The 24,404-nt window shown below is 69.3% G+C and carries 25 protein-coding genes and 3 tRNA genes; 15 read left to right on the forward strand and 13 right to left on the reverse strand.

What is annotated here, in order from left to right; genetic code table 11:
• Positions 1-10 precede the first annotated feature (10 nt).
• Entirely contained in the window at positions 11-973 is a 963-nt protein-coding gene (locus ACVN9Z_RS27845) for a tripartite tricarboxylate transporter substrate-binding protein (protein ID WP_371318090.1), read from the reverse strand.
• A gap of 141 nt (positions 974-1,114) precedes the next feature.
• Between ACVN9Z_RS27845 and ACVN9Z_RS27850 the strand changes: the two genes are divergently transcribed.
• From ACVN9Z_RS27850 to ACVN9Z_RS27875, 6 genes are all read left to right on the forward strand, one after another.
• Positions 1,115-1,630 (forward strand): MarR family winged helix-turn-helix transcriptional regulator, encoded by a 516-nt coding sequence (locus ACVN9Z_RS27850; RefSeq protein ID WP_006387715.1) that lies wholly within the window; start codon positions 1,115-1,117, stop codon positions 1,628-1,630.
• A gap of 71 nt (positions 1,631-1,701) precedes the next feature.
• Positions 1,702-3,555 (forward strand): ABC transporter ATP-binding protein, encoded by a 1,854-nt coding sequence (locus ACVN9Z_RS27855; RefSeq protein WP_006387714.1) that lies wholly within the window; start codon positions 1,702-1,704, stop codon positions 3,553-3,555.
• 150 nt (positions 3,556-3,705) lie between these two features.
• Positions 3,706-4,734, forward strand: a complete 1,029-nt coding sequence (locus ACVN9Z_RS27860; protein WP_020928848.1) for a 2-keto-3-deoxygluconate permease — start codon at positions 3,706-3,708, stop codon at positions 4,732-4,734.
• Positions 4,731-5,951 carry a D-threonate kinase gene (gene dtnK, locus ACVN9Z_RS27865; RefSeq protein ID WP_020928849.1) on the forward strand — a complete coding sequence of 407 codons (1,221 nt, stop codon included), beginning with the start codon at positions 4,731-4,733 and terminating at the stop codon, positions 5,949-5,951. The genes ACVN9Z_RS27860 and dtnK overlap by 4 nt, the downstream gene beginning before the upstream one ends.
• Positions 5,948-7,000 carry a 4-hydroxythreonine-4-phosphate dehydrogenase PdxA gene (gene pdxA, locus ACVN9Z_RS27870; RefSeq protein ID WP_020928850.1) on the forward strand — a complete coding sequence of 351 codons (1,053 nt, stop codon included), beginning with the start codon at positions 5,948-5,950 and terminating at the stop codon, positions 6,998-7,000. Before dtnK ends, pdxA begins: the two co-directional genes overlap by 4 nt.
• A gap of 4 nt (positions 7,001-7,004) precedes the next feature.
• Complete coding sequence (locus ACVN9Z_RS27875; protein ID WP_173010366.1) at positions 7,005-7,898, forward strand: GntR family transcriptional regulator; 894 nt, start codon at positions 7,005-7,007, stop codon at positions 7,896-7,898.
• Between the two features lie 10 nt (positions 7,899-7,908).
• Here the strand turns inward: ACVN9Z_RS27875 and ACVN9Z_RS27880 are convergent, their stop codons facing one another.
• From ACVN9Z_RS27880 to ACVN9Z_RS27905, 6 genes are all read right to left on the reverse strand, one after another.
• Positions 7,909-8,679, reverse strand: a complete 771-nt coding sequence (locus tag ACVN9Z_RS27880) for a CoA-transferase subunit beta (protein WP_024069835.1) — start codon at positions 8,677-8,679, stop codon at positions 7,909-7,911.
• On the reverse strand, positions 8,672-9,526 hold the full coding sequence (locus tag ACVN9Z_RS27885; protein WP_006387711.1) for a CoA transferase subunit A: 855 nt from the start codon (positions 9,524-9,526) through the stop codon (positions 8,672-8,674). The genes ACVN9Z_RS27880 and ACVN9Z_RS27885 overlap by 8 nt, the downstream gene beginning before the upstream one ends.
• A gap of 52 nt (positions 9,527-9,578) precedes the next feature.
• The gene (locus ACVN9Z_RS27890; protein ID WP_054507100.1) at positions 9,579-10,301 is read right to left on the reverse strand and encodes an enoyl-CoA hydratase/isomerase family protein; all 723 of its coding nucleotides are present in this window, start codon (positions 10,299-10,301) and stop codon (positions 9,579-9,581) included.
• Positions 10,298-11,461 (reverse strand): CaiB/BaiF CoA transferase family protein, encoded by a 1,164-nt coding sequence (locus ACVN9Z_RS27895; RefSeq protein ID WP_458212886.1) that lies wholly within the window; start codon positions 11,459-11,461, stop codon positions 10,298-10,300. The genes ACVN9Z_RS27890 and ACVN9Z_RS27895 overlap by 4 nt, the downstream gene beginning before the upstream one ends.
• 132 nt (positions 11,462-11,593) lie before the next feature.
• Positions 11,594-12,358, reverse strand: a complete 765-nt coding sequence (locus tag ACVN9Z_RS27900; protein WP_006387706.1) for an IclR family transcriptional regulator — start codon at positions 12,356-12,358, stop codon at positions 11,594-11,596.
• 62 nt (positions 12,359-12,420) lie between these two features.
• Positions 12,421-13,047 carry a cysteine dioxygenase family protein gene (locus ACVN9Z_RS27905; protein WP_006387704.1) on the reverse strand — a complete coding sequence of 209 codons (627 nt, stop codon included), beginning with the start codon at positions 13,045-13,047 and terminating at the stop codon, positions 12,421-12,423.
• 197 nt (positions 13,048-13,244) lie between these two features.
• Between ACVN9Z_RS27905 and ACVN9Z_RS27910 the strand changes: the two genes are divergently transcribed.
• Positions 13,245-14,027: an SIR2 family NAD-dependent protein deacylase gene (locus ACVN9Z_RS27910; protein WP_024069838.1), complete on the forward strand. Its 783-nt coding sequence runs from the start codon at positions 13,245-13,247 to the stop codon at positions 14,025-14,027.
• 114 nt (positions 14,028-14,141) lie between these two features.
• On the opposite strand, the gene ACVN9Z_RS27915 is transcribed toward ACVN9Z_RS27910, so the two are convergent.
• Positions 14,142-14,573: a hypothetical protein gene (locus ACVN9Z_RS27915; protein ID WP_024069839.1), complete on the reverse strand. Its 432-nt coding sequence runs from the start codon at positions 14,571-14,573 to the stop codon at positions 14,142-14,144.
• Between the two features lie 475 nt (positions 14,574-15,048).
• Here ACVN9Z_RS27915 and ACVN9Z_RS27920 point away from each other — a divergent pair, with 475 nt between their 5' ends.
• Positions 15,049-15,648 (forward strand): helix-turn-helix domain-containing protein, encoded by a 600-nt coding sequence (locus ACVN9Z_RS27920; RefSeq protein WP_006387701.1) that lies wholly within the window; start codon positions 15,049-15,051, stop codon positions 15,646-15,648.
• A 111-nt stretch (positions 15,649-15,759) separates the two neighbouring features.
• Entirely contained in the window at positions 15,760-15,987 is a 228-nt protein-coding gene (locus ACVN9Z_RS27925; protein WP_020928858.1) for a hypothetical protein, read from the forward strand.
• A gap of 36 nt (positions 15,988-16,023) precedes the next feature.
• Here the strand turns inward: ACVN9Z_RS27925 and ACVN9Z_RS27930 are convergent, their stop codons facing one another.
• Positions 16,024-16,944 carry a LysR family transcriptional regulator gene (locus ACVN9Z_RS27930; protein ID WP_035183235.1) on the reverse strand — a complete coding sequence of 307 codons (921 nt, stop codon included), beginning with the start codon at positions 16,942-16,944 and terminating at the stop codon, positions 16,024-16,026.
• Positions 16,945-17,074: 130 nt separating this feature from the next.
• On the opposite strand from ACVN9Z_RS27930, the gene ACVN9Z_RS27935 reads away from it, so the two are divergent.
• Entirely contained in the window at positions 17,075-17,671 is a 597-nt protein-coding gene (locus ACVN9Z_RS27935) for a short chain dehydrogenase (RefSeq protein WP_006387698.1), read from the forward strand.
• Positions 17,672-17,947: 276 nt separating this feature from the next.
• Here the strand turns inward: ACVN9Z_RS27935 and ACVN9Z_RS27940 are convergent.
• Positions 17,948-18,024: transfer RNA gene (locus ACVN9Z_RS27940), tRNA-Arg, on the reverse strand.
• A gap of 310 nt (positions 18,025-18,334) precedes the next feature.
• Between ACVN9Z_RS27940 and ACVN9Z_RS27945 the strand changes: the two genes are divergently transcribed.
• Positions 18,335-18,547 (forward strand): DUF3079 domain-containing protein, encoded by a 213-nt coding sequence (locus tag ACVN9Z_RS27945; RefSeq protein ID WP_006387697.1) that lies wholly within the window; start codon positions 18,335-18,337, stop codon positions 18,545-18,547.
• 156 nt (positions 18,548-18,703) lie between these two features.
• On the opposite strand, the gene ACVN9Z_RS27950 is transcribed toward ACVN9Z_RS27945, so the two are convergent.
• Positions 18,704-18,780: transfer RNA gene (locus ACVN9Z_RS27950), tRNA-Arg, on the reverse strand.
• A gap of 105 nt (positions 18,781-18,885) precedes the next feature.
• Positions 18,886-18,962, reverse strand: a tRNA-Arg gene (locus tag ACVN9Z_RS27955).
• Positions 18,963-19,212: 250 nt separating this feature from the next.
• On the opposite strand from ACVN9Z_RS27955, the gene ACVN9Z_RS27960 reads away from it, so the two are divergent.
• Positions 19,213-19,902, forward strand: a complete 690-nt coding sequence (locus tag ACVN9Z_RS27960; RefSeq protein ID WP_458212887.1) for an ABC transporter ATP-binding protein — start codon at positions 19,213-19,215, stop codon at positions 19,900-19,902.
• A gap of 25 nt (positions 19,903-19,927) precedes the next feature.
• Here the strand turns inward: ACVN9Z_RS27960 and ACVN9Z_RS27965 are convergent, their stop codons facing one another.
• Positions 19,928-20,560, reverse strand: a complete 633-nt coding sequence (locus tag ACVN9Z_RS27965; RefSeq protein ID WP_026385058.1) for a TetR/AcrR family transcriptional regulator — start codon at positions 20,558-20,560, stop codon at positions 19,928-19,930.
• Between the two features lie 207 nt (positions 20,561-20,767).
• On the opposite strand from ACVN9Z_RS27965, the gene acpA reads away from it, so the two are divergent.
• The 3 genes from acpA to mnmH all read left to right on the forward strand — a co-directional run bounded on the left by acpA (position 20,768) and on the right by mnmH (position 24,315).
• On the forward strand, positions 20,768-22,510 hold the full coding sequence (gene acpA, locus ACVN9Z_RS27970; RefSeq protein WP_035183231.1) for an acid phosphatase: 1,743 nt from the start codon (positions 20,768-20,770) through the stop codon (positions 22,508-22,510).
• An 80-nt stretch (positions 22,511-22,590) separates the two neighbouring features.
• Positions 22,591-23,208, forward strand: a complete 618-nt coding sequence (locus ACVN9Z_RS27975; protein ID WP_006387693.1) for an NUDIX hydrolase — start codon at positions 22,591-22,593, stop codon at positions 23,206-23,208.
• A 63-nt stretch (positions 23,209-23,271) separates the two neighbouring features.
• Positions 23,272-24,315: a tRNA 2-selenouridine(34) synthase MnmH gene (gene mnmH / locus ACVN9Z_RS27980; RefSeq protein ID WP_020928865.1), complete on the forward strand. Its 1,044-nt coding sequence runs from the start codon at positions 23,272-23,274 to the stop codon at positions 24,313-24,315.
• Positions 24,316-24,404: the final 89 nt, after the last annotated feature.

Raw genomic sequence — 24,404 nt, forward strand, 5'->3', positions numbered from 1 at the left:
GTCGCCCGCCCTATTGCGTCGCGGTGAAGCCGGAGGCCTTCACCACCGGTTCCCATTGGGCCCGGTAGGCATCCAGGTCGCGTCCGGTGGCCGCCGCATCGGCCGCCACCGGCTCCAGGTACGAGTCGCGCACCGCCTGCTGCATGGCGGGCTCGCGCATCACGGCGGCGATATCCTCGCCCAGCCGGACGGCCTTGGCCGGCGCCATCGCGGACGAGGCGAAGAAGGCATTCCAGCCATCGGCCGCCAGGTCCACGCCGGCCTCGCGGAAGGTGGGCACGTCGGCCAGCTCCGGGGCGCGCGCCTCGCCCGAGGTCGCCAGGATGCGGATCTTGCCGGCGCGGTGTTGCGGCAACAGCGTGTCCAGGGTGTCGACGGCCTGCGGCAGGATGCCGCCGATGAGCTCGGAAATCAGCGGCGCCGAACCGCGATAGCCCACCACCTCGGGTTCCTGCTTGAGCTCGCGGCCCAGCATCAACGCGAAGAAATGCGGCAGGCTGCCGGTGGCGGGCACGCCCACCGTGAACTGGCGCGGGTGGTCGCGCAGCCACTGGCGCAATCCGGCCACATCGTGGATCGGCGAATTGGCCGCCACCGCCAGCGCGAACTTGTAGCGGCTGACCAGCGACACCGGCTGGAAATCGCGGCGGGCATCGTAGCCCGGCTCGGCATAGACCAGCGGCGCCACCACCATTACCGCCGGATTGGCCAGCATCAGCACGTTCTGGCGCGCGGCCAGCGCATGCAGGCCCTGGGCCGCGATGCGGCCTCCGGCGCCGGTCTTGTTCTCGACCACCACCGTCACGCCGAGCCGGTCCTTCAGGCGGTCGGCCACCAGCCGCGCGACGCGGTCGGAACTGCCGCCCGGCGGATAGCCCACCACGATGGTCAAGGCGCCGTCCAGCGGCGCCTGCTGGGCACAGGCCGGCGCGGCCGAAGCCGCCGCAAGCGCCGCGAATGCGACGCGGGATATCCAATTACGCACGCTAGTCTCCCTGGTGACAACGGCCCGCTGTCGGTTATGTTTGTGCTTGCCGGGCCTGGGCCTGGATAGGCGAGACGACTGTAGCGCCGCGAAGATTGCTTGATCTAATCCAGTACTTGCCATAACGATATGACCCACCCCGTCGAACACCCCCTGGCCGGGATGCTGATGTACCAGCTGTACCAGGCCTGGGCGCAGTCCAACCCCGTTTTCGTGCGCCTGTGCGAAGGCCGTTTCGGCATCACCCGGCGCGAATGGCGCCTGCTGGCCTGTGCGATCGAGGGCGGCATCATGACCTCGGCCGAACTGGCGGCCGCCGCCAAGCTCGACCTGGCCCGCACCTCTCGCACCCTGGGTTCGCTGTGTGAAAAGGGCTGGCTGCGGCGCCTGCCCGACAGCGCCGACCGGCGCGTGGTGCGCATCGAGGCCACCGCCGAGGGCCTGGACCGCTACCGCGCCCTGCTGCCGGAGGTCCTGCGCCTGAACGACCTGCTGGTGCAGGACCTGGACGCCGCCGAGATCGCCCTGCTGCGCGACCTGCTGACCCGTATCGCCGGGCGAGGCCAGCGCATGGCGCAGGACAACCTCATCACCGACAAGGCGAGCCGGCGCGAAGGCGGAACGCGGCGCGCGCAATACGGATGACGGCACCCAGCCCCTTTATTTTTAAGGGGTTACCCTGATACGCTTGGGCGGCCTCCTTCTACGGACCTGCCATGCCCGGCGCAAAATCGAACCCCGTCTTTCGCTACTTCGAAAACCTGATCGACCCGTTCCGCGACGCCCCCGACATCACCCCGCCGGGACGCGTGCTGCGCTTCTACGCCTATTACCTGTGGCAGGTCTGGCCGATCTTCGCCATCCTGCTGCTGGTGGGCCTGGCGGGCGCGCTGGTGGAAGTGGCGCTGTTCAGCTTCCTGGCCGACCTGGTCGACATGGCGCAGAACACCGCGCCGGCCGACTTCTTCCGCGAGCACGCCTACACGCTGGTGTGGATGGCGTTCGTGGTGATGGTGCTGCGGCCGCTGTCGATCGCCGCGCACGACCTGCTGTCGCACCAGACCATCTCGCCCAGCCTGACCACGCTGGTGCGCTGGCAGAACCACCGCTACGTGCTGAACCAGGGCCTGGCGTTCTTCCACAACGACTTCGCCGGCCGCGTCGCCAACCGCGTGCTGCAGACCGGCAATTCGCTGCGCGATTCGGCGGTGCAGTCGGTGGACGCGCTGTGGCACGTGATCCTGTACGCCGCCAGCGCGCTGTACCTGTTCGCCGAGGCCGACTGGCGCCTGGTGATTCCGCTGGTGCTGTGGATCGCCATCTACTGCGGCATGCTGGCGTACTTCGTGCCGCGCATGCAGTCGCGCGCCGTCATCGCCTCGGAGGCGCGCTCCAGGCTGATGGGCCGCATCGTCGACGGCTACACCAACATCTCCACGCTCAAGCTGTTCGCCCACGCCCGCCGCGAAGAAGACTACGCGCGCCAGGCCATGACCGAGCAGACCGAAAAGCAGCGCCTGTCGACCCGCGTCATCACCGCCATGGACGTGTCCATCAACACGCTCAACGGCATCCTGATCGCCAGCACCGCCGGCCTGGCGCTGTGGCTGTGGAGCATCGGCAGCATCAGCCTGGGCGCAATCACGCTGGCGCTGGGCCTGGTGATCCGCATCAACAACATGTCCGCCTGGATCATGTGGGAAGTGAACGGCATCTCGGAAAACGTCGGCATCGTGCAGGACGGCCTGGCCACCATCTCGCAGCCACGCCAGGTGCTCGACCGGCCCGACGCCGTGCCCTTGCGCATCACGCAGGGCGAGGTGCGCTTCGAGGACATGTCGTTCCACTACGGCAGCGGCCGCCAGATCATCCCGCACCTGGACCTGACCGTGCGCGCCGGCGAGAAAATCGGCCTGATCGGCCCGTCGGGCGCCGGCAAGTCGACCCTGGTCAACGTGCTGCTGCGGCTGTACGACCTGGAAGGCGGGCGCATCCTGATCGACGGCCAGGACATCGCCGGCGTCACCCAGGAAAGCCTGCGTTCGCAGATCGGCGTGGTCACCCAGGACACCTCGCTGCTGCACCGCTCGATCCGCGACAACCTGCTGTACGGCCGGCCCGACGCCAGCGAGGCGCAGTTGCGCGACGCCATCGACCGCGCTCGCGCCGCCGAATTCATCGACGCGCTGGTCGACGGCGACGGCCGCCGCGGCCTGGACGCCCACGTCGGCGAGCGCGGCGTCAAGCTGTCGGGCGGCCAGCGCCAGCGCATCGCCATCGCCCGCGTGCTGCTCAAGGACGCGCCCATCCTGATCCTGGACGAAGCCACCTCGGCGCTCGATTCCGAGGTCGAGGCCGCGATCCAGGAAAGCCTGGAGGCGCTGATGCGAGGCAAGACCGTCATCGCCATCGCGCACCGCCTGTCCACCATCGCCCGCATGGACCGGCTGGTCGTGCTGGACGGCGGGCGCATCGTCGAATCCGGCACCCATGCCAGCCTGATCGCCCAGGGCGGGCTGTACGCGCGGCTGTGGAGCCACCAGACGGGGGGGTTCGTCGGGCTGGACTGAGCCGGCGGGCGGACGTCGCGCTGGCGCCACACGGGAAGACCCTGTACGTACATGCTGTACGTACAGGTGTACACTGGCGGCTTTCAACCCCCTGACAGACGCACGCATGAACGTCTGCGCCGCGAGAAAATCCCCCTGGAGACTCCGATTGTGACGACCGCAACCACCCGTTCGCCCTTCTTTGGCACGATGCAGAAAATCCCTGGCGGCCTGATGCTGGTACCGCTGATCCTGGGTTCGCTGCTCGGCACCTTCGCGCCCGACGCGCTGGCCATCGGCGGCTTCACCACCGCCCTGTTCAAGAACAGCGCCCTGCCGCTGATCGCGCTGCTGATCTTCGCCACCGGCACCCACGTCAATGCGCGCACCGGCGGCCCGATCCTGGCCACCGCCGGCACCATCCTGCTGATGAAGACGCTGGTTCCGGCCACCCTCATCATCATCCTGGGCAGCTACGTCGGCCTGGACGGCGTGCTGGGCGTGTCGATCCTGGCCATGCTGGCCGCCTTCGACAACAGCAACGGCGGCCTGTGGCTGGCCTACACCGGCCAGTACGGCGACGCCCGCGACCGTGGCGCCTACGTCGCCAGCGCGGTCAACGACGGCCCCTTCTTCAGCCTGCTGTTCCTGGGCGCCTCGGGCCTGGCCGACATCCCCATGATCGCCCTGGTGGCGGCGCTGGTGCCGTTCCTGCTGGGCGTGCTGGTCGGCAACCTCGATCCCAAATGGCGCGACGTGCTCAAGCCCGTGCCCAACATCGTCATCCCGTTCTTCGCCTTCGCGCTGGGCACCGGCATCAACCTGGGCGCGGTCGTCAATGGCGGCGTCACCGGCCTGATCCTCGGCCTGATCATCAGCCCGATCACCGGCGGCCTGGTCTACCTGGGCTATCGCCTGATCCTGCGCCGCGGCGGCAAGAGCGGCCTGGGCTTCGCGGCCGGCACCACCGCCGGCAACGCCATCGCCACGCCCGCCGTGGTCGCGGCCGCCGACCCCAACTTCCAGCAATACGTCTCGACCGCCACCGCGCAGGTCGCCGCCTGTGTGCTGATCAGTTCGATCCTGGCGCCGGTACTGGCCTCGTACTTCCTCAAGCGCGCCGGTGAACTCAAGTCCGAGGATGCCGCCGACGACGCGGCGGCCGGCGGCTACCGCGAGGCGCGCGGGGAGGCCCTTTGAATCCCGCCATCGCCATCGTCGCCGACGACCTGACCGGCTCCGGCGACACCGCCGTGCAATTCGTGCGGGCCGGCTGGACCACCCGTCTGTCGATCGACGGCGCGCACGAGGCGCTGGCCGCGCCGGCCGCCGACGACGTCGACGTGCTGGCGGTCACCACCCACAGCCGCGCCCTGCCCGCCGCGCAGGCGGGCGCGGTGATCCGGCGCAACGTCGAGCGGCTGCGCGCCGCCGGCGTCTCGCGCCTGTACAAGAAAGTGGACTCGACGCTGCGCGGCGCCTTCAAGGCCGAGATCGACGCGGCGCGCGAGGCCTGGGGCGCGGATGCCATCGCGGTGGTGTGCCCGGCGTTCCCCGCCACCGGCCGCACCGTGGAAGACGGCGTGCTGATGGTCGGCGGCCAACCCGTCACCGCCACGTCGGCCGCCACCGACCCGGTCACGCCCGTGACCGAAAGCCATATCCCGACCCTGCTGGGCTGCGCCCACGTCGCGGCCAAGGCGGGTGAATCGCCCGAATCGCTGGCCGCGCGCATCGCGCAGGCCGGCGCCACGGTGGTGGTCGACGCCCGCGACGACGCCGACCTGGAACGCCTGGCCCGCGCCATCGGCATCCTGGGGCCGCGCGCCCTGCCGGTGGGCGCCGGCGGCCTGGCGGTGCCGCTGGCCCGTGTCTGGGCCGGCGCCGACCAGACCGCCCCGGTGGTCGTGGTGGTGACCTCGCAGCACAGCGCCGCGCGCGCGCAGGCCGCCGCGCTGCAAGCCGCCGGCGCGCGCACCTGGGCGCCGCAACTGGCGGACCTGGCCGATGACGCCGCCTGGCGCACCTGGTGCGAACCGCTGCTGCGCGCCCACGCGCAGGACGGCGCCGACGCCGCCGGCACCCTGCTGTTGCTGGCCCCGGCCGGCCAGCGCGAAGGACTCGATTCCGACACCGTGGCGCAGCGCCTGGGCACGCTGGCCGCGCAGGCCATCGGCGCCTCGCGCGCCGCCGGCGTGGTCGCCACCGGCGGCGACGGCGCGCGCCAGGTGCTGCTGGCGCTGGGCGCCAGCGGCATTGCCCTGGTGGATGAAGTGATGGGCGGCGTGCCCCTGGGCACGCTGACCGGAGGCACGGCCGACGGCCTGCCCGTGGTGACCAAGGCCGGCGGCTTTGGCGCCGAAGACGTACTGGTTCGCGCCGTGCGCGCGATCCGCGACAGGAGATTCAAGCGATGACACAAACCCCCGCCCCCAAGCTGCCGCTCTTGGCCGTCACCCTCGGCGACGTGGCCGGCATCGGGCCGGAGATCACGGCCAAGATGCTGATGGGCCATGACGAACTGCGCCAGAAGGCGCGCCTGGTCGTGATCGGCGATGTCGACGTGATGGCCAACGCGGTACGCAGCCTCGGCGGCGATCCCGCCATCGTGCGCCGCGTCGAGCGCCCCGCCGACGCCACCAACACGCCCGGCACCATCGAAGTGCTGCAGGCCGGCCCGTCGCTGGGCCACGTCAAGCTGGGCGAGATCAGCGCCGACGCTGGCGACGGCTCGGTGCGATTCGTCACCACCGCCTGCGCCCTGGCGCGCGCCGGCGAGGTCGACGGCATCGTCACCGCCCCTCTCAACAAGGCCGCCATGCACGCCGCCGGCCACAAATGGCCCGGCCACACCGAATTGCTGGCGCACGAATTCGGCGTCAAGACCTTCTCGCTGGTGCTGTCCGCCGGCGACCTCTACATCTTCCACGCCACTACCCACGTGTCGCTGCGCCAGGCCATCGCGGACCTGACCCCGGCGCGCATGCGCGCGGTGCTGCGTCTGGCCGGCTCGTTCGCCAAGGCCCTGGGCCGCGGCGACCGCCCGGTGGCGGTGTCGGGCCTGAACCCGCACGCCGGCGAAAACGGCATCTTCGGCACCGAGGACGCCGACATCCTGGCGCCCGCCGTGGCCGAGGCCAACGCCGCCGGCATCCTGGCCGCCGGCCCGATCCCGGCCGACGCGCTGTTCCCGCAGGCGGTGCGCGGCAAGTGGCAGTTCGTGATCGCCTGTTACCACGACCAGGGCCACGCCCCCTTCAAGGCCGTCTATGGCGACGACGGCGTTAACATCACCGTCGGCCTGCCGGTGGTGCGCGTGTCGGTCGATCACGGCACCGCGTTCGACATCGCGGGCCAGGGCATCGCCCGCGAAGACAGTCTGATCCTGGCCGCCGAGCGCGCCGCGCATCTGGCCCCCGGCTGGACGCATGTATGGGAAACTGCGCGGGCTCAAACAGGAGGTTGATTGCATGGCGCCCGCCAACGCTGAAGATTTGCCCGCGCTGGACCGTTCCGGCGACGTGCCGCTGCACGCCCAGGTGGCGGCGCTGCTGCGCGGCTACATCCGCACCCGCAAGCTCGGCGCCGGCGCGCTGCTGCCCAGCGAAGCCGCCTTGTGCGAACGCTTCGGCGTGGCCCGCAGCGTGGTGCGCCAGGCCTTGTCGGCGCTGGCGGCGGAAGGGCTGATCCAGCGCGAGGCGGGACGGCCCGCGGTCGTCGCCACGCCGCGCGAGCATCGCCGCCTGGTGCAGCGTTCCACCGGCCTTTACGAACAGTTCGCGCAGTCCGGCGTGGCGCTCAAGACACGCGTGCTGGGCCTGGCGCCGGGCGAAGCGCCCAAGGCCGTGATCGAGTTCTTCGGCACCGCCGATCTGCTGCTGCTGGAACGGCTGCGACACGTGGCCGATGCGCCGTTGGCCTATGTGCGCACGTGGCTACCCGCCGCCGCCGTCCCCGGCCTGCGCGCCGACGACCTGGCCGATGCCTCGCTGCATGGCGTGCTGACGCGGCGTTTCGGCCTGCATCCCGGCGCCGGCCGCAACCAGATCCGCGCGGTGGCCGCCGATGCCGCCTTGGCCGCGCTGCTGCAGACCGACACCGGCACGCCGCTGCTGATGCTGGAAGGCCAGGGCATGGACCAGCATGGCAAGCCGCTGGAATGGTTCAGCACCTGGCATCGCGCCGAACAGCTGGTGTTCGACGTCGACGTCAGCGTCGGCCACGAAAGCGTGCAGCCGCGCCTGCGCGACGCAGCCGTGGCCGGCATCGAGGCGGCGGCCGACAGCCACGATCCGCTGGCGCGCGCCCAGGCGCTGGTGGCCGAACTCTCGGCGGAACTGGCGCGCCTGCGCGCCGGCTCCTAGCTCCTGGCGGCTAGCGGGCGCCAACCCCCTTGTCGGCGGGCGCGTCGGGACGCAACGTCACCGCCGCGTCGCGCTCGAAGCGTCCATCCGCATCCAGTTCGCGCAAGGCGCGCCGCTCCGCCTGCGTCGGCGGCGGCGTCGGGCCGGCGCCCTGCGCGTCGAAGTCGAACGCCGTGCGCTCGCGCACTTCCTCCAGGCTGGATTCGGGGTGCCAGGACTGCAGCGCCAGCCGGCCGTTGCGCCTGACGAACACCGCGATCGGCGTCGCCACGCCGGCGAATCCGCCGCCCGAGGTCACGAAGTCCAGCCTGTCGACGAACACCCGGCGCGAATGCTCGGTACGCCAGGTGCAGCAACGCCGCGCCGTCGGCGTCATCACCGCGCCGCCGCCCCCTCCGGGCAGGCGCACCTTGGGCGCGTGCCAGTCGCCGATGCAGGAATTGTTGGCGCGGCCCGCGCCATCGATCTGGGCCGCGCCCAGGAACGCCAGATCCATGCGGCCGCGCGTGCACAGGTCGTAGAAATCCTCGTTGGCGAAGATCGACGCGCTGTGCTCGGCCAGCACGGGATCGGAACTGGACAAGGGGATATGCGAGGGCCGCGGATCGACCCCGCCGGCCACGTTGATGTAGACGTAGTCCCAGTCGTAGGCGCGCTTGGCCAGCAGGCAGGCCAGCATCGGCAAGGTCGAATTCACGCCGCTGAAGGTGATCTCGTCGGGCCGGATGAAGCGCGCCAGATTGGTGACGATGTACGAAAACCCCGACCATTGCTCAGCCATTCGCCTCTCCCGCGTGCGTCCGCGCCTGGGCCCGCATTTCCGGCGCCGAGGCCAGGTGCGCCGCCAGGTCGCCGTCCTTGTCCATGTAGGCCTGCACCGCCGGATAGTCGATGGCATAGTCCGGCCAGCATGAGCCGGGCCAGGCCGAGCGCGGCAGCACCGTGTACGCCTGCACCATGAAATACGGCACCAGCGTGGCTTCGGGCTGCGCCTCGAACACGGCGCTGTCCACCCGCTTCTCGGCCACCACCAGCACGCTGCCGGCGGCGCGCGACATGATGCGGTCCCAGTGCGCCGTGCCGTGCACCCGCACATTGCCGCGCGCATCCACTTCCGAGGCCTGGATCACGGCAAAGTCCGGCCGCACCGCCGGGATCACCCAGGTGCGCTCGCCGCTGCCATAGGGATCGTCCAGGCAGTGCCAGCCGTTCAGCGCCGGCAGGTCGCTGCCGTGCAGGCCGCCACAGGGCTGGAACGGCACGCCATAGGCGGCGGCCCGCAGGCCCGCCGTCAGGCTGGCGCAGGCGTGCTCCTCCAGCTCGACCTCGCCGCGCTCGATGGCCTTGCGGTACCACGGCGCCAGGCCGAAGTTGCCTTCCATCGCCACGATGCCCGCGCGCACGCGCCGCAGCGCGCCGGCGCGGCAAAGGATGTCGACGTCATAGCCCGGCGACTGTTTGACCAGTTCCAGGTTGCGCCGCCCTTGGCGGACCAGTTCGCGCACGAAGGCGAACGGCCCCCGGTGCAGGAAGCTGCCGCCCAGGGCGATCGACGCGCCGTCCGGCACCAGCGCGGCCAGTTCGGCCAGCGAGCGCTGCTTGTGTGCCTGATTGAATCCCGAACCCATGCCGTCTCCTCGCCAGGGCCTGTTCACACCAAAAGAAGCCGGGCCGGCGCGCTCAGCGCGCCTGCAGGTAGGCCGCCACCCGCGCCTTCAATCCCGGTTCGGCGGCCGACCGCACCAGCCGCGCCAGGTCCGTATCGGGCTGCTCGGCCGACAGCGCCCCGTACAGCTGCGCGCGGCTGGCGCCGGCGAGGGCGCCCGCGGCTTCACCCGCCTGGCGCTCGATTCCGGGCCACGAGTCGGGCGCCGCCAGGTGGCTGACGAAGCCGTCGCGGTGGGCCTGGGCCGCGTCGAACACGCTGGCCTGCTCCAGGATGGCGCGGGCCCGCTCGGCGCCCACCAGGGCGGCAAAGCGGCGCGTGCCCAACACCAGCCCGAACTTCAGGCCCGGCATGCGAAAGCTCGCGTCCGGCGCGGCGACGCGCCACTTGCAGGCGCCGAACAGGTCGACGCCGGCGCCGAAGTTGCGGCCGTGCGCCAGCCCGACCGTCAGGCAGGGCGAGGCCGCCACGCGCTGCAACAGCGTCTCGATGCGCACGAAGCGCAGCAGCAGGTCGCCCTCGCTCTGCGCTTCCCAATCGCCGAAATCGAAACCCGCGCTGAAATTGCGGCCCTCGCCGCGCAGCACGATGACGTCCGCGCCCTGCGCCGGCGCGGCGTCCACCGCCGCGATCAGGGCCTCGACCAGCCCGGCCGACAACGCGTTCATCTTCTCGGGCCGCGCCAGCGTCAATACCTGCGCCGAGCCATGCCGCTCGACCCGCAGCGCCGCGCTCATGCGCCCTTCCCCTTGTTGCGCAGCGGCTCCAGCACCGCGTCGTTGTGCTCGCCCAGCGCCGGCGGCGGGCGGCGCAGCGCGGTGGTCTGGCCATCGAAGCGCACCGGCAGGCCGAAGGTGCGCGTGCGCACGCCGTTCGGCAGTTCCAGCGGTTGCACCCAGCCCATGTGCTCGACCTGCGGGTCCGCCAGCACTTCGGAATAGGTGTTGATGGGCGCGCACGGCACCCCGGCAGCGCGAAAGCGCGCCAGCCACGTCGGCGCGTCAGCGTCCGCGAAGATCGCTTCCAGGATCTCGCGCAGCGCGTCCTGGTTGCGGGCGCGCGCGCTGGTGTCGGTAAAGCGCGGGTCGGCCAGCAGGTCCTCGCGGCCCACCGTCGCGCACACGCCCTTCCACAAGGCGTTGTTGCCCGCCGCCATGCCGAAATAGCCGTCCTTGCAACGGAACGCCTGGTAGGGCGCGTTGCGCGGGTGGGCCGAACCGAGCTTGACCGGGTCGCGCCCGCTGCCGAAGAACTCCGAGGTCTGCAGCGCCGCGATGCCCAGCGTGGCGCCCAGCATCGGCACGTCGATGTGCGTGCCCTGGCCGCAGGCCTGCGCGGCGCGCAGCGCCGACACGATGGCGAAGGCGCCATACAGGCCGGCCGAGAAGTCGGCCACCGGCACGCCGCACTTGACCGGTTCGCCGCCGGCCTCGCCGGTGACGCTCATCAGGCCGCTCATGGCCTGGATGGTGAGGTCGAAGCCGCCTTCCTGCGCGCGCGGACCGGACTGGCCATAGGCCGAGATCGAGCAATACACCAGGCGTGGATTGGCTTCGCGCAGCGCCGCGTAGCCCAATCCCAGGCGATCCATCACGCCGGGCCGGTTGTTCTCGATCAGCACGTCCACGCCGGCGGCCAGCTCGCGCGCCAGCGCCAGGTCGGCCGGGTCCTTCAGGTTCAGCGTGACCGAGCGCTTGTTGCGGTTGAGCGAGGCGAAGTTCTCGCTGTAGCCCTGGCTCAAGGGCGGCCAGCTGCGCAGCGTGTCGCCCCCATCCGGGTTTTCCAGCTTGATCACATCGGCGCCCATGTCCGCCAGCAACATGCCGCAGAACGGCCCCGCCGCCACGTTGCAGATCTCGAGCACGGTAATGCCGGCCAACGCCGAGCCAGGAGTCATGGACGACCTCTCGTTATACGAATCCGGCGCCCAGCATAGCACCGGGCAGAATGCCCGGTAAACCATTAATTGAAATTCAAATCCTATTAAATAGGATTTTCTTGATCTCCCTGACGGTCCGGCCCCGAGGCGTCATTCCCCCAGGAAGCCGCGTCGGTAACCCATGCCCCGCGAGATTGCCTGCGCGCACGCGGCGACGTCCGGCGCCAGCTGCTTCATGCGGGCCGCACTCAGGCGATCCAGCGGTCCGGAAATGCCCACCGCCGCCACCGGCTGGTCCAGGCTGTTGAACAGGGCCACGGCCAGCCCGCCCACGCCTTCCCGCCATTCGCCGCGATTGACCGCATAACCCGCGCGCGCCACCTTGCGCAGTTCGTCCTTCAACAACGGCATCGACACGATGGTGGCGGGCGTATGCCGCAGCAGCTTGTCGGCGTAGCGTTCCACATATCCGTCCGCCTGGTAGGCCAGCAGCGCCTTGCCGGTGGCCACCGCGTAGGCCGGCGCGCGTCCGCCCACCATCGAATAGGCGCGGATCGGCTGCGGACTGTCGATCTTGTCGACGTAGACCACATCCAGGCCATCCAGCACGGACAGGTGCACGGTCTCGCCGGTCTGGTCGGCCAGCGTGCGCATGAATGGCGCCGCCAGCTTGCGCAGGTCCAGCTGGCCGAGCTGCCGCGCGGCGAGCTCGAACAAGCGCACCGCGCCGCGATAACCGCCGCCATCCTCGTCCTTGATGACGTAGCCGGCATGGATCAGCGTCTGCAGCGTGCGATGGGTGTTGCTGCGCGTCAGCCCCACGCGCGCGGCCAGCGCATCGATGGTGCGCGGCGGATCGTCGACGTCGGTGACCGCCTCCAGCACCATCAGCCCCTTGAGCAATGTCTTGTCCATTTCCTGGGTTTCCCATTATTTAGGACGCGAACATAGCACGGGCCGCGCGCCGCGAACAGGTCTCAGGCGGGCCCCGCCGGCAGGGCCGCCCGCACTGCCGCGGAGCGGTCCCACAGGTTCGGCACGCTGGCCGCCGAATAGCCCGAGACGAACGGCTTGGCCTGGCCCGTGGCCGGGTCATAGACGTGGCGCGACACGGCGCCGATATTGCCGCCATACATGTGCACGCTGATGGACACCTTGTCGTCGAAGGCGTTGGACACCCGGTGGATATCGCCCGCCTGCGGCGACAGGCATTCGACGTCGCCGGGACGCAGCGTTTGCGGCGCTCCCTGCGGCGCCATCCGGCCATCGGCATCGCGCGCATAGCGCTGGTTCACCTCGGCGCCACGCAGCATGCCGACATAGCCCCAGACCTCGTGATCATGCACCGGCGTCTGCTGGCCCGGCCCCCAGACGAAGCTGACCAGGGAGAAACGCTCCAGCGGATCGCAATGCAGCAGGTATTGCTGGTAGTACTGGGGATGCGGCGCCGTACAGGCTTCAGGCAGCCAGTCGTCGTGCGCGATCAGCGCCGCGAACGCGGCCTGCAGTTCGGGCGACTGCGCCAGGCCGGCGGGCGTGGCCAGGCGGGTGGCGGTGGCGATGAAATGGCGCAGCCGGTCCAGGCCGGCAAGGGCGTCGGGCATTGCGTATCTCCGGGTCGGACACGCCCCCGTGGGGGCAGGTCGGTTTGGCATCCCAATTGGGGTTTCCAGTATCCATGATTTGGGATGATCGCCGCAATGGCCGCCGCCCCGCCTCCAGGCGGCCTCCCACGCCGCGCTTGACAGACGCGGGCCCGCGCGTGCAGCGTAGCGGACTCTCTCATTACCGGCCGCACGGCATGGCAATCGTCAATCCTCCCATTCCGCCCGCGCTGGCCGACACCTTGGCGCGCGCCTCGCGCGTGACCGTCTTCACCGGCGCCGGCGTGTCGGCCGAAAGCGGCATCGCCACATTCCGCGATCCCCTGACCGGCCTCTGGTCGCGCTTTGACGCGCAGGCCCTGGCCACGCCCGAGGCATTCGCGGCGCAGCCGGACCTGGTCTGGGGCTGGTACGAGTGGCGCCGGGCGCAGGTGGCGCGCGCCGAACCGAACGCGGCCCATCACGCCATCGCGGCGCTGGCGCGGCGCATGCCCGCGCTGACGCTGATCACCCAGAACGTCGACAACCTGCATGAACGCGCCGGCAGCCAGGGCGTGGTCCATCTGCATGGCAGCCTGCACGCACCGCGCTGCGCCGCCTGCGGCGAACCCGCCGAATTCGCGGCCGCGGCCACGGGCCGCGGCGACGAACCGGAAACCGGCCGCGCCATCGTCCCGCCAGCCTGCGCGCGGTGCGGGGCGGCGGTACGTCCCGGGGTGGTCTGGTTCGGCGAAAGCCTGCCCGCCGACGCCTGGCTCGCGGCGCGCGAGGCCGCCAGCCAATGCGACCTGTTCCTGAGCATCGGCACATCGGCCATGGTCTACCCCGCCGCCGAACTGCCGCTGCGCGCGTCGCGCGCCGGCGCGACCGTGGTGCAGGTCAATCCGCAGGCCACGCCGCTGGACGCGCATGCCGATTTCAACCTGCGCGGCGCGGCCGCCCAGGTCCTGCCACGGCTGCTGGCCGCCGCCGGCTTCTGAAGGCCTCAAGGCGCTCCCACGCGCGCCGTCTTCTTCTCGCGTATCGCAAGGCGTCGCCCACGGCGTTGCCTGCCCCGCCTTCGCCCTGTCTTGACCCTCACCCGGTCTTGACCTTCACCATTTGCAGCCGCCGTCGCGCACCGTGTCGGCCAGCAGGAACGGGACCGCAAGCAATCCCAGGTGCGCATGCGCTTGCCGGCAAGGCGGCCGCGCGCTTTGCGCAATGCCCTTGGCCAGCGCGGACGGTTCGGCCGGCGCCTTGGGCGCCAGGTCCACCCGCGCCTGGCCGCGCGCGCGCGGCGCGCCCAGGGCCGCCGCATCTTCGGCGCGCCAGCGAAAATCATGCGCGGGCGCGGCGGCGGGCGGCGCGGACGCCGACGAGGGCGAAGGCCCGGCATCGCGCGGCGGTGACGCCCGTTGCCGCGGCGATGCGCCGGCCGGCGCGGCATGCGGCGCCGGCCTGGAGCCTGCCGGCGACAGCCCTTGCGGCGCCGCGCCGGCAGCGTCCGATCGCGCCGGCGCGGCCACCGCTGGCGGCGCGGGCATGGATGGCCGCGGGGCTGGCGGCGATGGCTCCGCGGGCCTCGCTTGCGGCGGCCCGTCGGCGTAGGTGGGACGCGCCGTGGGCGCGGTGGCGGGCGGGGGCAACAACGTCACGAAAAAATCGTCTCCGCGCCCGGGCGCGGGGCGCCGATCATCGGCGGCCCGCCACAACAGGCAGGCCACCAGCACGTGCAGGCAGCAGGCAAGCCCCGCCGCGCCCCACGCCATCGCGCGACCGCGGGGCGCGGCCGATGCCTCCCGCAAAGCGCCCGTCACAACAAAAACCATTACGCCGACTCTGGCCTCGAATCCCTCATCTTGCGGGCTTGCGGCCATTCAAAGCCGATGGCGACGTGAAGATTTGTGAAGATGTTTTGAGTGGATCGGGACTACCATGAACGAACGTCCGCGATGCAGGGGAAACCCCAAATTCCATCGCGCACGCAGAGGGATACAGTGGTAGCGAACCAGTGCAGCCATGGAGATCATCATTCCGTTTTCCTGGAGACTTCCCGACGTGTTCGTGCGCTCGCCAGACGGTGTCCTGCATCGCGTGGTGCGGCACGCCACGACCACGGAAACCATCGCCAAGCTCGAGAGCATTCCCAGCAATTACCACCTGGATTGCGAATGCATGCTCGACAACGGCGAGGCGCTGGCCTGGATCGGCGAAAATCGCTACCGCCAGCTCAATGGCGGCGCGATCTTCACCGCCGAATCCGGCGCCGCGCCGCCCATGGCCGAAGCCCGCAAGAATGCGAAGGCCCGCAACACCCTGCGGGACGTCCGCCCCGCCACCGCGCGCCAACCGCACGCGGCGCGGGAAAACGTCGTACCATCTGCTGTAGCAAGTCTAAAAACCGGCAACGATTGGAGCCTGATACGCGCCTGGCGTGAGCACCTCAATATCAGCACCACTGATATGGCTGCCCGGCTTGGCGTGGACCACTCCATCTACATCGAATTGGAAAGGCCCCGCCCGCGGCCCCGCCAGATCATCCTGGACCGCATTTCGGAAGCCCTGGGCGTATCGCCCGACCAGCTCGATGATTCATCGTTAGGAGGACATTTTCATTGACGCCTGGCGGCAACCGCCTGGGCCAATGAATAATGTTCGAACAACTTTGGCGCCGCGCAAGAACGGCCCGCGCATGGGGAGGTATCAAAAATGCTCGGAACCGCAAGACGATTGACCGATGTACTGGCCACGGCCCCGGACGGCACGCTGTATCGCATCGAGCGATTCGTGTCGGACCCTGACGCCTATTCCGCGCTGGGCACATCACGCTTCGACCCCAAGACCCACTGTGTCTGCCGCACCAGCTCGGGCGAGAAAGTCGCCTGGCTGGGCGGACAGGCCTATCAACTGCTCAAGACCGGCCTGTCGCTCACGGCGGTGGACCGACGACGCGCCTGACCGTCCTTCCCTCCGCCCGCGCGGCGGCTGACGGCGTCACCGGCCCGCCGGGCCCTGACGCCGTTTCGCGCCGCCTGTGAAGCGCGCCACGACGAACTCCACGAACGTGGTGAGCTTGGGCAGCGCCTGCCTGTCTTTCGGATAGAGCAGCGTCACCGGCCGCGCCGCCGGCCAATAGGACTGCAGGATCGGCACCAGCCGACCGGCGCGCACGTCCTCGGCCAGCAGCAGTTCAGGTTGCAGCACGATGCCGAATCCGGCCAGCGCCGCCTGCCTGAGCGCCTGCCCGTTGTTCGCGATGAAACGGCTGGTGGGCGGAAAGTCGGCATCCGCGCCTTCCGGCCCGCCCAGGCGCCAGCCGGTGCGGCGGCTCCAATAGGAAAAGTCCAGGCACTGATGGCGCGCCAGGTCGGCGGGCGCTTCGGGCGTGCCATGGCGCGCCAGGTAGGCCGGCGCGGCGCAGATGATCATCTGGTAGGTGCCGATCGGGCGCGCCACCAGGCCGGAATCACGCGGCTCGCCAATGCGCACCGCCAGGTCGTAGCGGGACGCGACCAGGTCCTCGACGGCGTCGCTCAACGCCAGCTCCACACTGACGTCGGGGTAGAGATTCAGGTAGTCGGCAATCGCCGGCGCCAGCGCGAACGAGCCGAACGACACCGTGGACGTGATCCGCAGATTGCCGCGCGGCGCGACTCGCAATGCCTCGGCGCCCTGCTCGGCCTCGCGGATGTCGGCCAGGATCGCCTTGCAGCGCGAGTAATACGCCTGCCCCGCCTCGGTCAGGCTCTGGCGCCGCGTGGTGCGATTCATCAGGCGCAGTCCCAGCCGCGTCTCCAGACCCTTGATGTGCTTGGCCGCCATGGCCGCGGACATCTCGTGGCGCGCGGCCGCGGCGGTCAGGCTGCCAAGCTCGACCACCGCCACGAAGATCTCCATGCTGAGCAGACGATCCATTGAATTACGCACCCTGGGTATGAAGAGTTCCAACCATTCGTGGATTTTTCCACAGGAATGGAATCCGCAGAATGCTTGCATGCGCCGGCACCCCGTCCGCGCCCCCAAAACCCGCATACCAGGAATCCCCATGAAAATCGCACTTATCGGCGCCAGCGGCACCATCGGCCGCGCCGTCGCCCAGGAACTCGGCCAACGCCACGAGATCATCGCCGTGGGCAAGACGCAAGGCCAATACCAGGTCGACATCACGCGCAGCGACAGCATCCGCGAGCTGTTCGAGCGCGTGGGCAAGGTCGACGCCATCGTTTCCACCGCCGGCACGCTGCACTTCGGCCCGCTGGCCGAGATGACCGCGGACCAGTTCAGGATCGGCCTGCATGACAAGCTGTTGGGCCAGGTCGACCTGGCGCTGATCGGCCAGCACTACCTGAACCAGGGCGGCTCCATCACGCTGACCAGCGGCATCGTCAGCGACGAACCCATCCGCTTCGGCGCCAACGCCTCGGCCGTCAATTCGGCCATCGACGGCTTCGTGCGCGGCGCGGCCGTGGAATTGCGCAACGCGCGCATCAACTCGGTCAGTCCGACCGTGCTGCGAGAATCATGGGAGGGCTACGGCCCTTACTTCGCCGGCTTCGAAGCCGCGCCGGCGCAACGCGTGGCGCTGGCCTACAGCCGCAGCGTGGAAGGCGCGCAGACCGGCCGCACCTACCGCGTCTGGTAACGCCGTGCCGCCAGCGCAGGGATTCAAAGAGGGCCTGCGCCGGCAGATGGGTCCGGGCGCTGGTCAGGTCCATGCGGCGAAGCCGCCCGCGCGCCCACAATGACAAAGGCCTGGCGAGTGACCGCCAGGCCTTTTCCAGTGCTGTTCGCGCTGTGCTTTCCCAGCGCTGCATCAACCGCTGGTCTCAGCGCTGCATCAACCGTTGGTCCCGCCACTGGTCTCAAACTCACTGCCTGGTGCAATGAAGAGCGTGCAGTGGCGCTGCGTGAAATGAGGTGGCGCGCCCGGCAGGATTCGAACCTACGACCCCCTGGTTCGTAGCCAGGTACTCTATCCAGCTGAGCTACGGGCGCGCTAAAGAGGCGTGTTTATAACATGAAGCGGCTGAGCTCGGCAAATCGGCCCGCCCGTGCCGGGTTCTGAGGCAACACGGGAGCGACATTCGGGAGCGGCGTCCCTCGGACCCGGGGACCGATGCGCCGGACAGCATGGACCCAGTCCGGCACGCTCCCACACGCCTTGCGCCAGATCAATCCCCGCACGGACCAACGGCGCTACGCTGAAGCCATCAATGCGCGGCAGCGAATCCGCGGCACCCCGGAAGAAACCGGGCGAGCCCGAACTTGTCGCGCGCCCTCCGGCAGCCTGGATGGAGACATCAGCATGGCCAAGAAATTTCCGTTGCATCCCAAGCACCCCGAACGCATCTGCTGGGGCTGTGACCGCTATTGCCCGACCGACGCGCTGGCCTGTGGCAACGGTTCCGATCGCACCATGCATCCGGCGGAACTGCTGGGCGACGACTGGTACACGGTTGGCAACTGGGACCTGGAAGACAGCGAGGAAAAAACCGTCGCGGCCACCACCGCGGGCTGAACCCGCCGCGAGGTGTTTCAAGGCCTTCCCCGCCCGGCGGCTTCACTTCACGCCGCCTCGTTTCCCCACACCCACACCTCGCCACGCCACACAAGGCGTCGCCGGAAAAACAAAAAGGCCTTCGATTAAAAAATCAAAGGCCTTTCGTTTTTACTTTGGCGCGCCCGGCAGGATTCGAACCTACGACCCCCTGGTTCGTAGCCAGGTACTCTATCCAGCTGAGCTACGGGCGCTCCGGCAAAGAGGCAAAATTATATCAGAATAATTTCACGCTCGCACTGCAGGTTTTTTGCACTGCTTTTTTTGCATTGCTTTTTACTGCTGTCCTGCATTTTCAATGGCGCGCCCGGCAGGATTCGAACCTACGACCCCCTGGTTCGTAGCCAGGTACTCTATCCAGCTGAGCTACGGGCGCTTGAAAAAGCAAGCCTTGAATCATAGCGTTGTTTCGCAAACCGCGCAAGTTGCGTGCCGCGATCGCCTGCACGGCATGCCGCCCGCGAGCGTGCTCATACCAAACATGGCCTTGCCGGTGGCAAGGGGCGTGACATCCCCCGCGCTGTTTGAAAACACCTCTCATTATCATTGACTGGCGGTCAGTCATTATCTATAGTCTGTCTCGGACCGCGCGTCGACATCGGCGCGCCGCTTGCCCCGCTACCGCCATGATCGCTCCCTTCCCCCACTCCGCTTCGTCGCCCGTGCCGTGCCCCGTGCCACCGCCCGGGCTGGGTCCCTTGCGCCCCGGCCCGTTGCCGATCGGCATGCTCACCGTGGTGCTGGGGCCGGCGGCGTCCGGCAAGACGGGCTTGCTGGGCCGGCTGGCGCGCGACATGGCCGACGGCGAGAGCGGCGCGCGCATCATCCTGGCAGCAGCGCCACCCGTGACAGTACCTTCGCTGCGCGTGTTCGAGGCCTTGCTTTTGGCGCACAAGCAAGGCGGGCGCTGGGCGCTCGGGACCGAAGAGATCCAGGCGGTCGACGCCTGCTTGCGGCAAGCCGACCTGGCGCACGCCGCCGGCCTGCTGGTGGAACGGCTGGATGCGGCAGCCCGCCAGCGCCTGCTACTGGCGCTGGCCCTGGTCCGCAAGCCGGACGTGATCTTGATGGACGAACCCGAAGGCCCGCCGGCCGCCTCGTGCCAGGCGCGCATCGCCGCCCTGCTCAAGCATGCGGCAAGCGAACTGGGCATCCGCGCCGTCATCGCCATGACCGATGCCGCCGCCGCGCTGCAGGTGGCCGACCGCGTGCTCGTGCTGGACCACGGCCGCCTGGTCGCCAAGGGCACGCCCGCGCAATTGCACCAGCAGGTCCAGGCTGGCGACCTGGACGCCACGCTGTTGTCGTCCGCATGAACCCCGCTTCACGCGACGCCGGCGGCTACTCGGAATCGGTCCGCGCGCCCAGCATGCGCAGATAGGCATCGGCGATGCCGCGGGCGAAATCGGTGGCATCGGATTGGCGCGACAGGATCGCATCGTCGGTCGCGCAATGCACGCCGGCATAGATCAGCAACGCCATCATGCGCGGATTGTCGAGACGCCAGGCGCCGGCCTGCGCGCCGGCCCGCAGGATTCCCTGCAACTGCGTGACCACCTGGTTTTCCGTATGACCCTCGCGCGCATGATGGTGCGGATGCGTGAAGACGATATCGTGCACGCGATAGGTGCGCAGGTACATCGACACATTGGCATGTATCCAGGCGCGCAGCCGCCCCTCCCAGTCGTCCTCGGCGCAGGCGGCGACCGCGCGTTCGAGCCGCTCGACGAACTCCCGCACATACCGTTCACCCAGCGCCACCAGCATTTCCTGCTTGGACGGGAAGTACACGTAGAACGTGCCCTTGGCCACGCCAGCCGCCTCGGTGATCTCGCTGATGGTGGTGGCCTCGACACCCTTTTCCAGGAACAGCGCCTGCGCGGCGCCCATCAATTCGTCCAGGCGCACTTCCGCGGGCTTGGTGCGGGACGGCGCCGTTCTGTGCGCGGAGTCGTCTGCGGTGTGATCGGTCATTGCTTTCACTCGGATTTCATCCATGGCGCCAGTCTAAGGGAATTTTGCGCCAGCCTCCCCAGCGTACAGCTTTCTGACAGCGGACGGTCACATCGATAGAACCTGCGGTCTCTAGCCTACCGGCCTGCAAACCCATTTCAAGCCGGCTGTCATCCGGCGACCCGTGGCGCAATGACAGGGCGCCGCCCACACCGCAAGGTCTACAACATGTCTGAAAAAGAAAAGCGCGCGGCCACGCCGGCCGCCGCGACACCGACCGCCGCCGATTCCCAGGATGCCAATGCCCCCGCCCGGGCCACCCGCCGCGGCTTCCTGACCGGCATCGCGGCGCTCGGCGCCAGCGCCGCCGCGATGGGCGCCCTGGCAGGCTGCTCCAGCGACGACGATGACGACGGCAACGACAACACGCCTCCCACCGCCCCCGCGCCGGTCGACGTGACGGCGCAATTGCGCAAGAACGTCAAGACGCTGGTGGTGATCTTCGCGGAGAATCGCAGCTTCAACAACCTTTTCGCCAACTTCCCCGGCGTGGAAAAACCGCTGTCGGCGCTGACCGCCGCGGACTACACGCAGAACGATCGCGACGGCACGCCGCTGCCGGTGCTGCCGCCCGTGTGGGGCGGCATGGTGCCGACCTCGCAGCAGGCCAACCATGTTGCCTATCAGGTGGCCGAGAACGCGCCCTACATGAACAACCTGCCCAACGCGCCGTTCGACCTGCGCGGTCCGCAGGGCGAGCCGCTGCCGCAGGGCGTGGTCACGCGCGACCTGTGGCATGTGTTCTACCAGAACCAGATGCAGATCAACGGCGGCAAGAACGACCGCTTCGTGGCCTGGGCCGACTCGGGCGCGCTGGTCATGGGCCACTATGGCGACTCCGCGTACAACCTGCGCCTGTGGAAGCTGGCGCAGGAATTCGTGCTGTGCGACAACTTTTTCCAGGGCGCCTTCGGCGGCTCGTTCCTGAACCACCAGTACCTGATCGCCGGTCGTCCGCCGTTCTATCCGAACGCCGCCGCCTCGGTCGCCAGCACCCAGATCGCGCAATTGCAAAGCAGCGATCCGGCCGATCCGCGCCTGCAGCCCAAGCCCGCTTCGCCGGCCAGCGCCCTCACCGGCATCCCGCAATTCGGCGCCAGCGCGCTGACGCCGGACGGCTATGGCGTCAACACCATGGCCCCGCCCTACTGGCCGTCGTTCTCGCGCGACGCCGCGCATCCGGAACTGGCCGACGCCACCAGCCCACAGACCATGGTGCCGCAGGAACACCCCAACATCGGCGACCTGATGGACGCCAAGGGCCTGGACTGGGCCTGGTATGCGGGCGGCTGGCAGGCGGCGGTCGACTCGACCGCCAATTCCGGCTTTCCGTCGTCGCCCAATTTCCAGGCGCACCACCAGCCCTTCAATTACTTCAAGAGCACCGGCCCCGGCACCGCAGCCCGCGCCGCGCACCTGCGCGATGGCGGCCTGGGCGATCTGGCGTCGACCAACCGGTTCCTGGCCGATGCCGAAGCCGGCAAGCTGCCGCCGCTGACGTTCTACAAGCCGCAAGGCAACCTGAACATGCACGCCGGCTATGCCGACGTGGATTCGGGCGACCGGCACATCGCCCACATCGTCGACAGCCTGCGCAAGAGCGCCCAATGGGAGAACATGGTGGTGGTCATCACCGTGGACGAGAACGGCGGCTGGTGGGACCATGTCGCGCCGCCGGCGGGCGACCGCTGGGGCCCTGGCACCCGCGTTCCCGCGCTGGTGGTCTCGCCCTTCGCCCGCAAAGGCACCGTGGACCACACCATCTACGATACCGGCTCGATCCTGCGCCTGGCCGCGCGGCTGTTCGACCTGCCCACCCTCGATGGCCTGAAAGCCCGCGACGACGCCATGAAAGCGCGTGGCCAGCAGCCCATGGGCGACCTGACCAACGCGTTGGCCTTCAACGCCTGAACGTCGCGCGCCGATACGGCTTAGAATCTTCCTCGGAGGGGCGCAATCGCGTCGCCCCGCCAACGCGAGGATGCTCCGCCATGGAAGACTTCTGGTTCGCCAAAGCCAAGCGCCTGCAGGCCATCGCCTGCACCGGCCTGGCCTATTGCGACGACGGCTACGAACGCGAGCGCTTGCAGGAGACCCTGGACATCGCCAACGGCATGCTGGCGCGCCTGGCCACGGCTCCAGTCGAGCGCATCGCCCAGTTGTCCCCCGACGCCCGCGCCTATCCCACGCCCAAGGTCGACGTGCGCGCCGCCGTCATCCGCGACGGCCGCATCCTGCTGGTGCAGGAACGCAACAACGGCCGCTGGACATTGCCGGGCGGCTTTGCCGAGATCGGCTATTCCGCCGCCGAAAACGCCGAAAAGGAAGTCATGGAGGAAGCCGGCCTGAAGGTGCGCGCCAGCGCCCTGTACGGCGTGCGGCACAAGGCCAAGGGGCCCTTCGCCCCCGACGTGCGCGACTTCTACAAGCTGTATTTCCTGTGCCAGCGGCTGGACGACGGCGCTCCCGCCCCGGGACCGGAAACCGCCGACGCCGCCTATTTCGCGCCGGACCGACTGCCGCACTTGTGCCGCGACCGGGTCGCCGCGCAGGATATCGAACGCGCCTTCGCCTTCATGGCGCGGCCCGACCGGGTGTTCCTGGACTAGCGAGTCCGGCAGGTCCCCCGGCGGCGTGCGAGAATTCGCTCTTCTTCCCTGGATCTTCCCGCCTTGAAACACCTGCTTGTCGGCCTGGACAGACGAGATGAGTTCGACGACATCATCGATGTGCGCACGCCACTCGAGTATGCCGACGACCACATCCCCGGCGCGCTGAACGCCCCGGTATTCAGCAACGAGGAGCGCGCCCGCGTCGGCACGCTGTACCGGCAATCGCCCTTCGAAGCCACGCGCCTGGGGGCCGCGCTGGCGGCGCGCAACATCGCCCGCCACCTCGACACCACCTTCGCCGACCGGACGCAAGGTTGGCGCCCGCTCATCTACTGCTGGCGCGGCGGCAAGCGCTCGGGCTCGATGACGGTGATGTTCAACATGATCGGCTGGCGCGCGCGCCAACTCGATGGCGGCTACAAGACCTACCGCCGCGCCACGCTGGAAGCGCTGGACGCGCTGCCCGCCGGCCTGCGCTTCGTGGTGCTGACCGGCCCCACCGGCAGCGGCAAGACGCGCCTGCTCAACGCGCTGCAACAGGCTGGCGCGCAGACGCTGGACCTGGAGGCGCTGGCCGCGCACCGGGGCTCGCTGCTGGGCGCGCGGCCGGGCGTGCCGCAACCGACGCAAAAACGCTTCGACACGCTGCTGGCGGCGCGCCTGCGCGAGCTGGACGCCTCGGGGCCGGTATTCGTCGAAGCCGAAAGCCGCAAGATCGGCGCGGTGGCGCTGCCCGCCGCGCTGCTGGCCGCCATGCACCAGGGCGCCTGCGTCGCGGTCTCTGCCAGCCCCGAAGACCGCGCCGCCTTCCTGCGGCAGGACTATGCGCAACTGCTGGACGACCCCGCCGCGTTCAAGTCGCAGTTGCAACGCCTGGTCGGCCTGCACAGCCGCGACACCATCGGCGGCTGGCTGCGCATGGTCGACGAAGGCCGCGACGCCGACCTGGCGCGCGAGTTGATCGACAAACACTACGACCCGGCCTATGCCCGCAGCAGCCACGCCCATTTCACGCGCCTGCCCCAGGCGCTGCAAGTGGTGTTCCGTCCCAACGACAGCGATCTCGTGGCGCAGGCGCGCGCGCTGTTGGCGGCGCTGGGCTGACGCATTTTCCTACCTGAAATCCGCTTCGGCGGAGTCAAGAATTTTCTTAAAGGCCGCATTTTTCCGCCGGGAAATGCGGCCTTTCCGCG

It is taken from the genome of Achromobacter sp. KK8 (assembly GCF_054188005.1).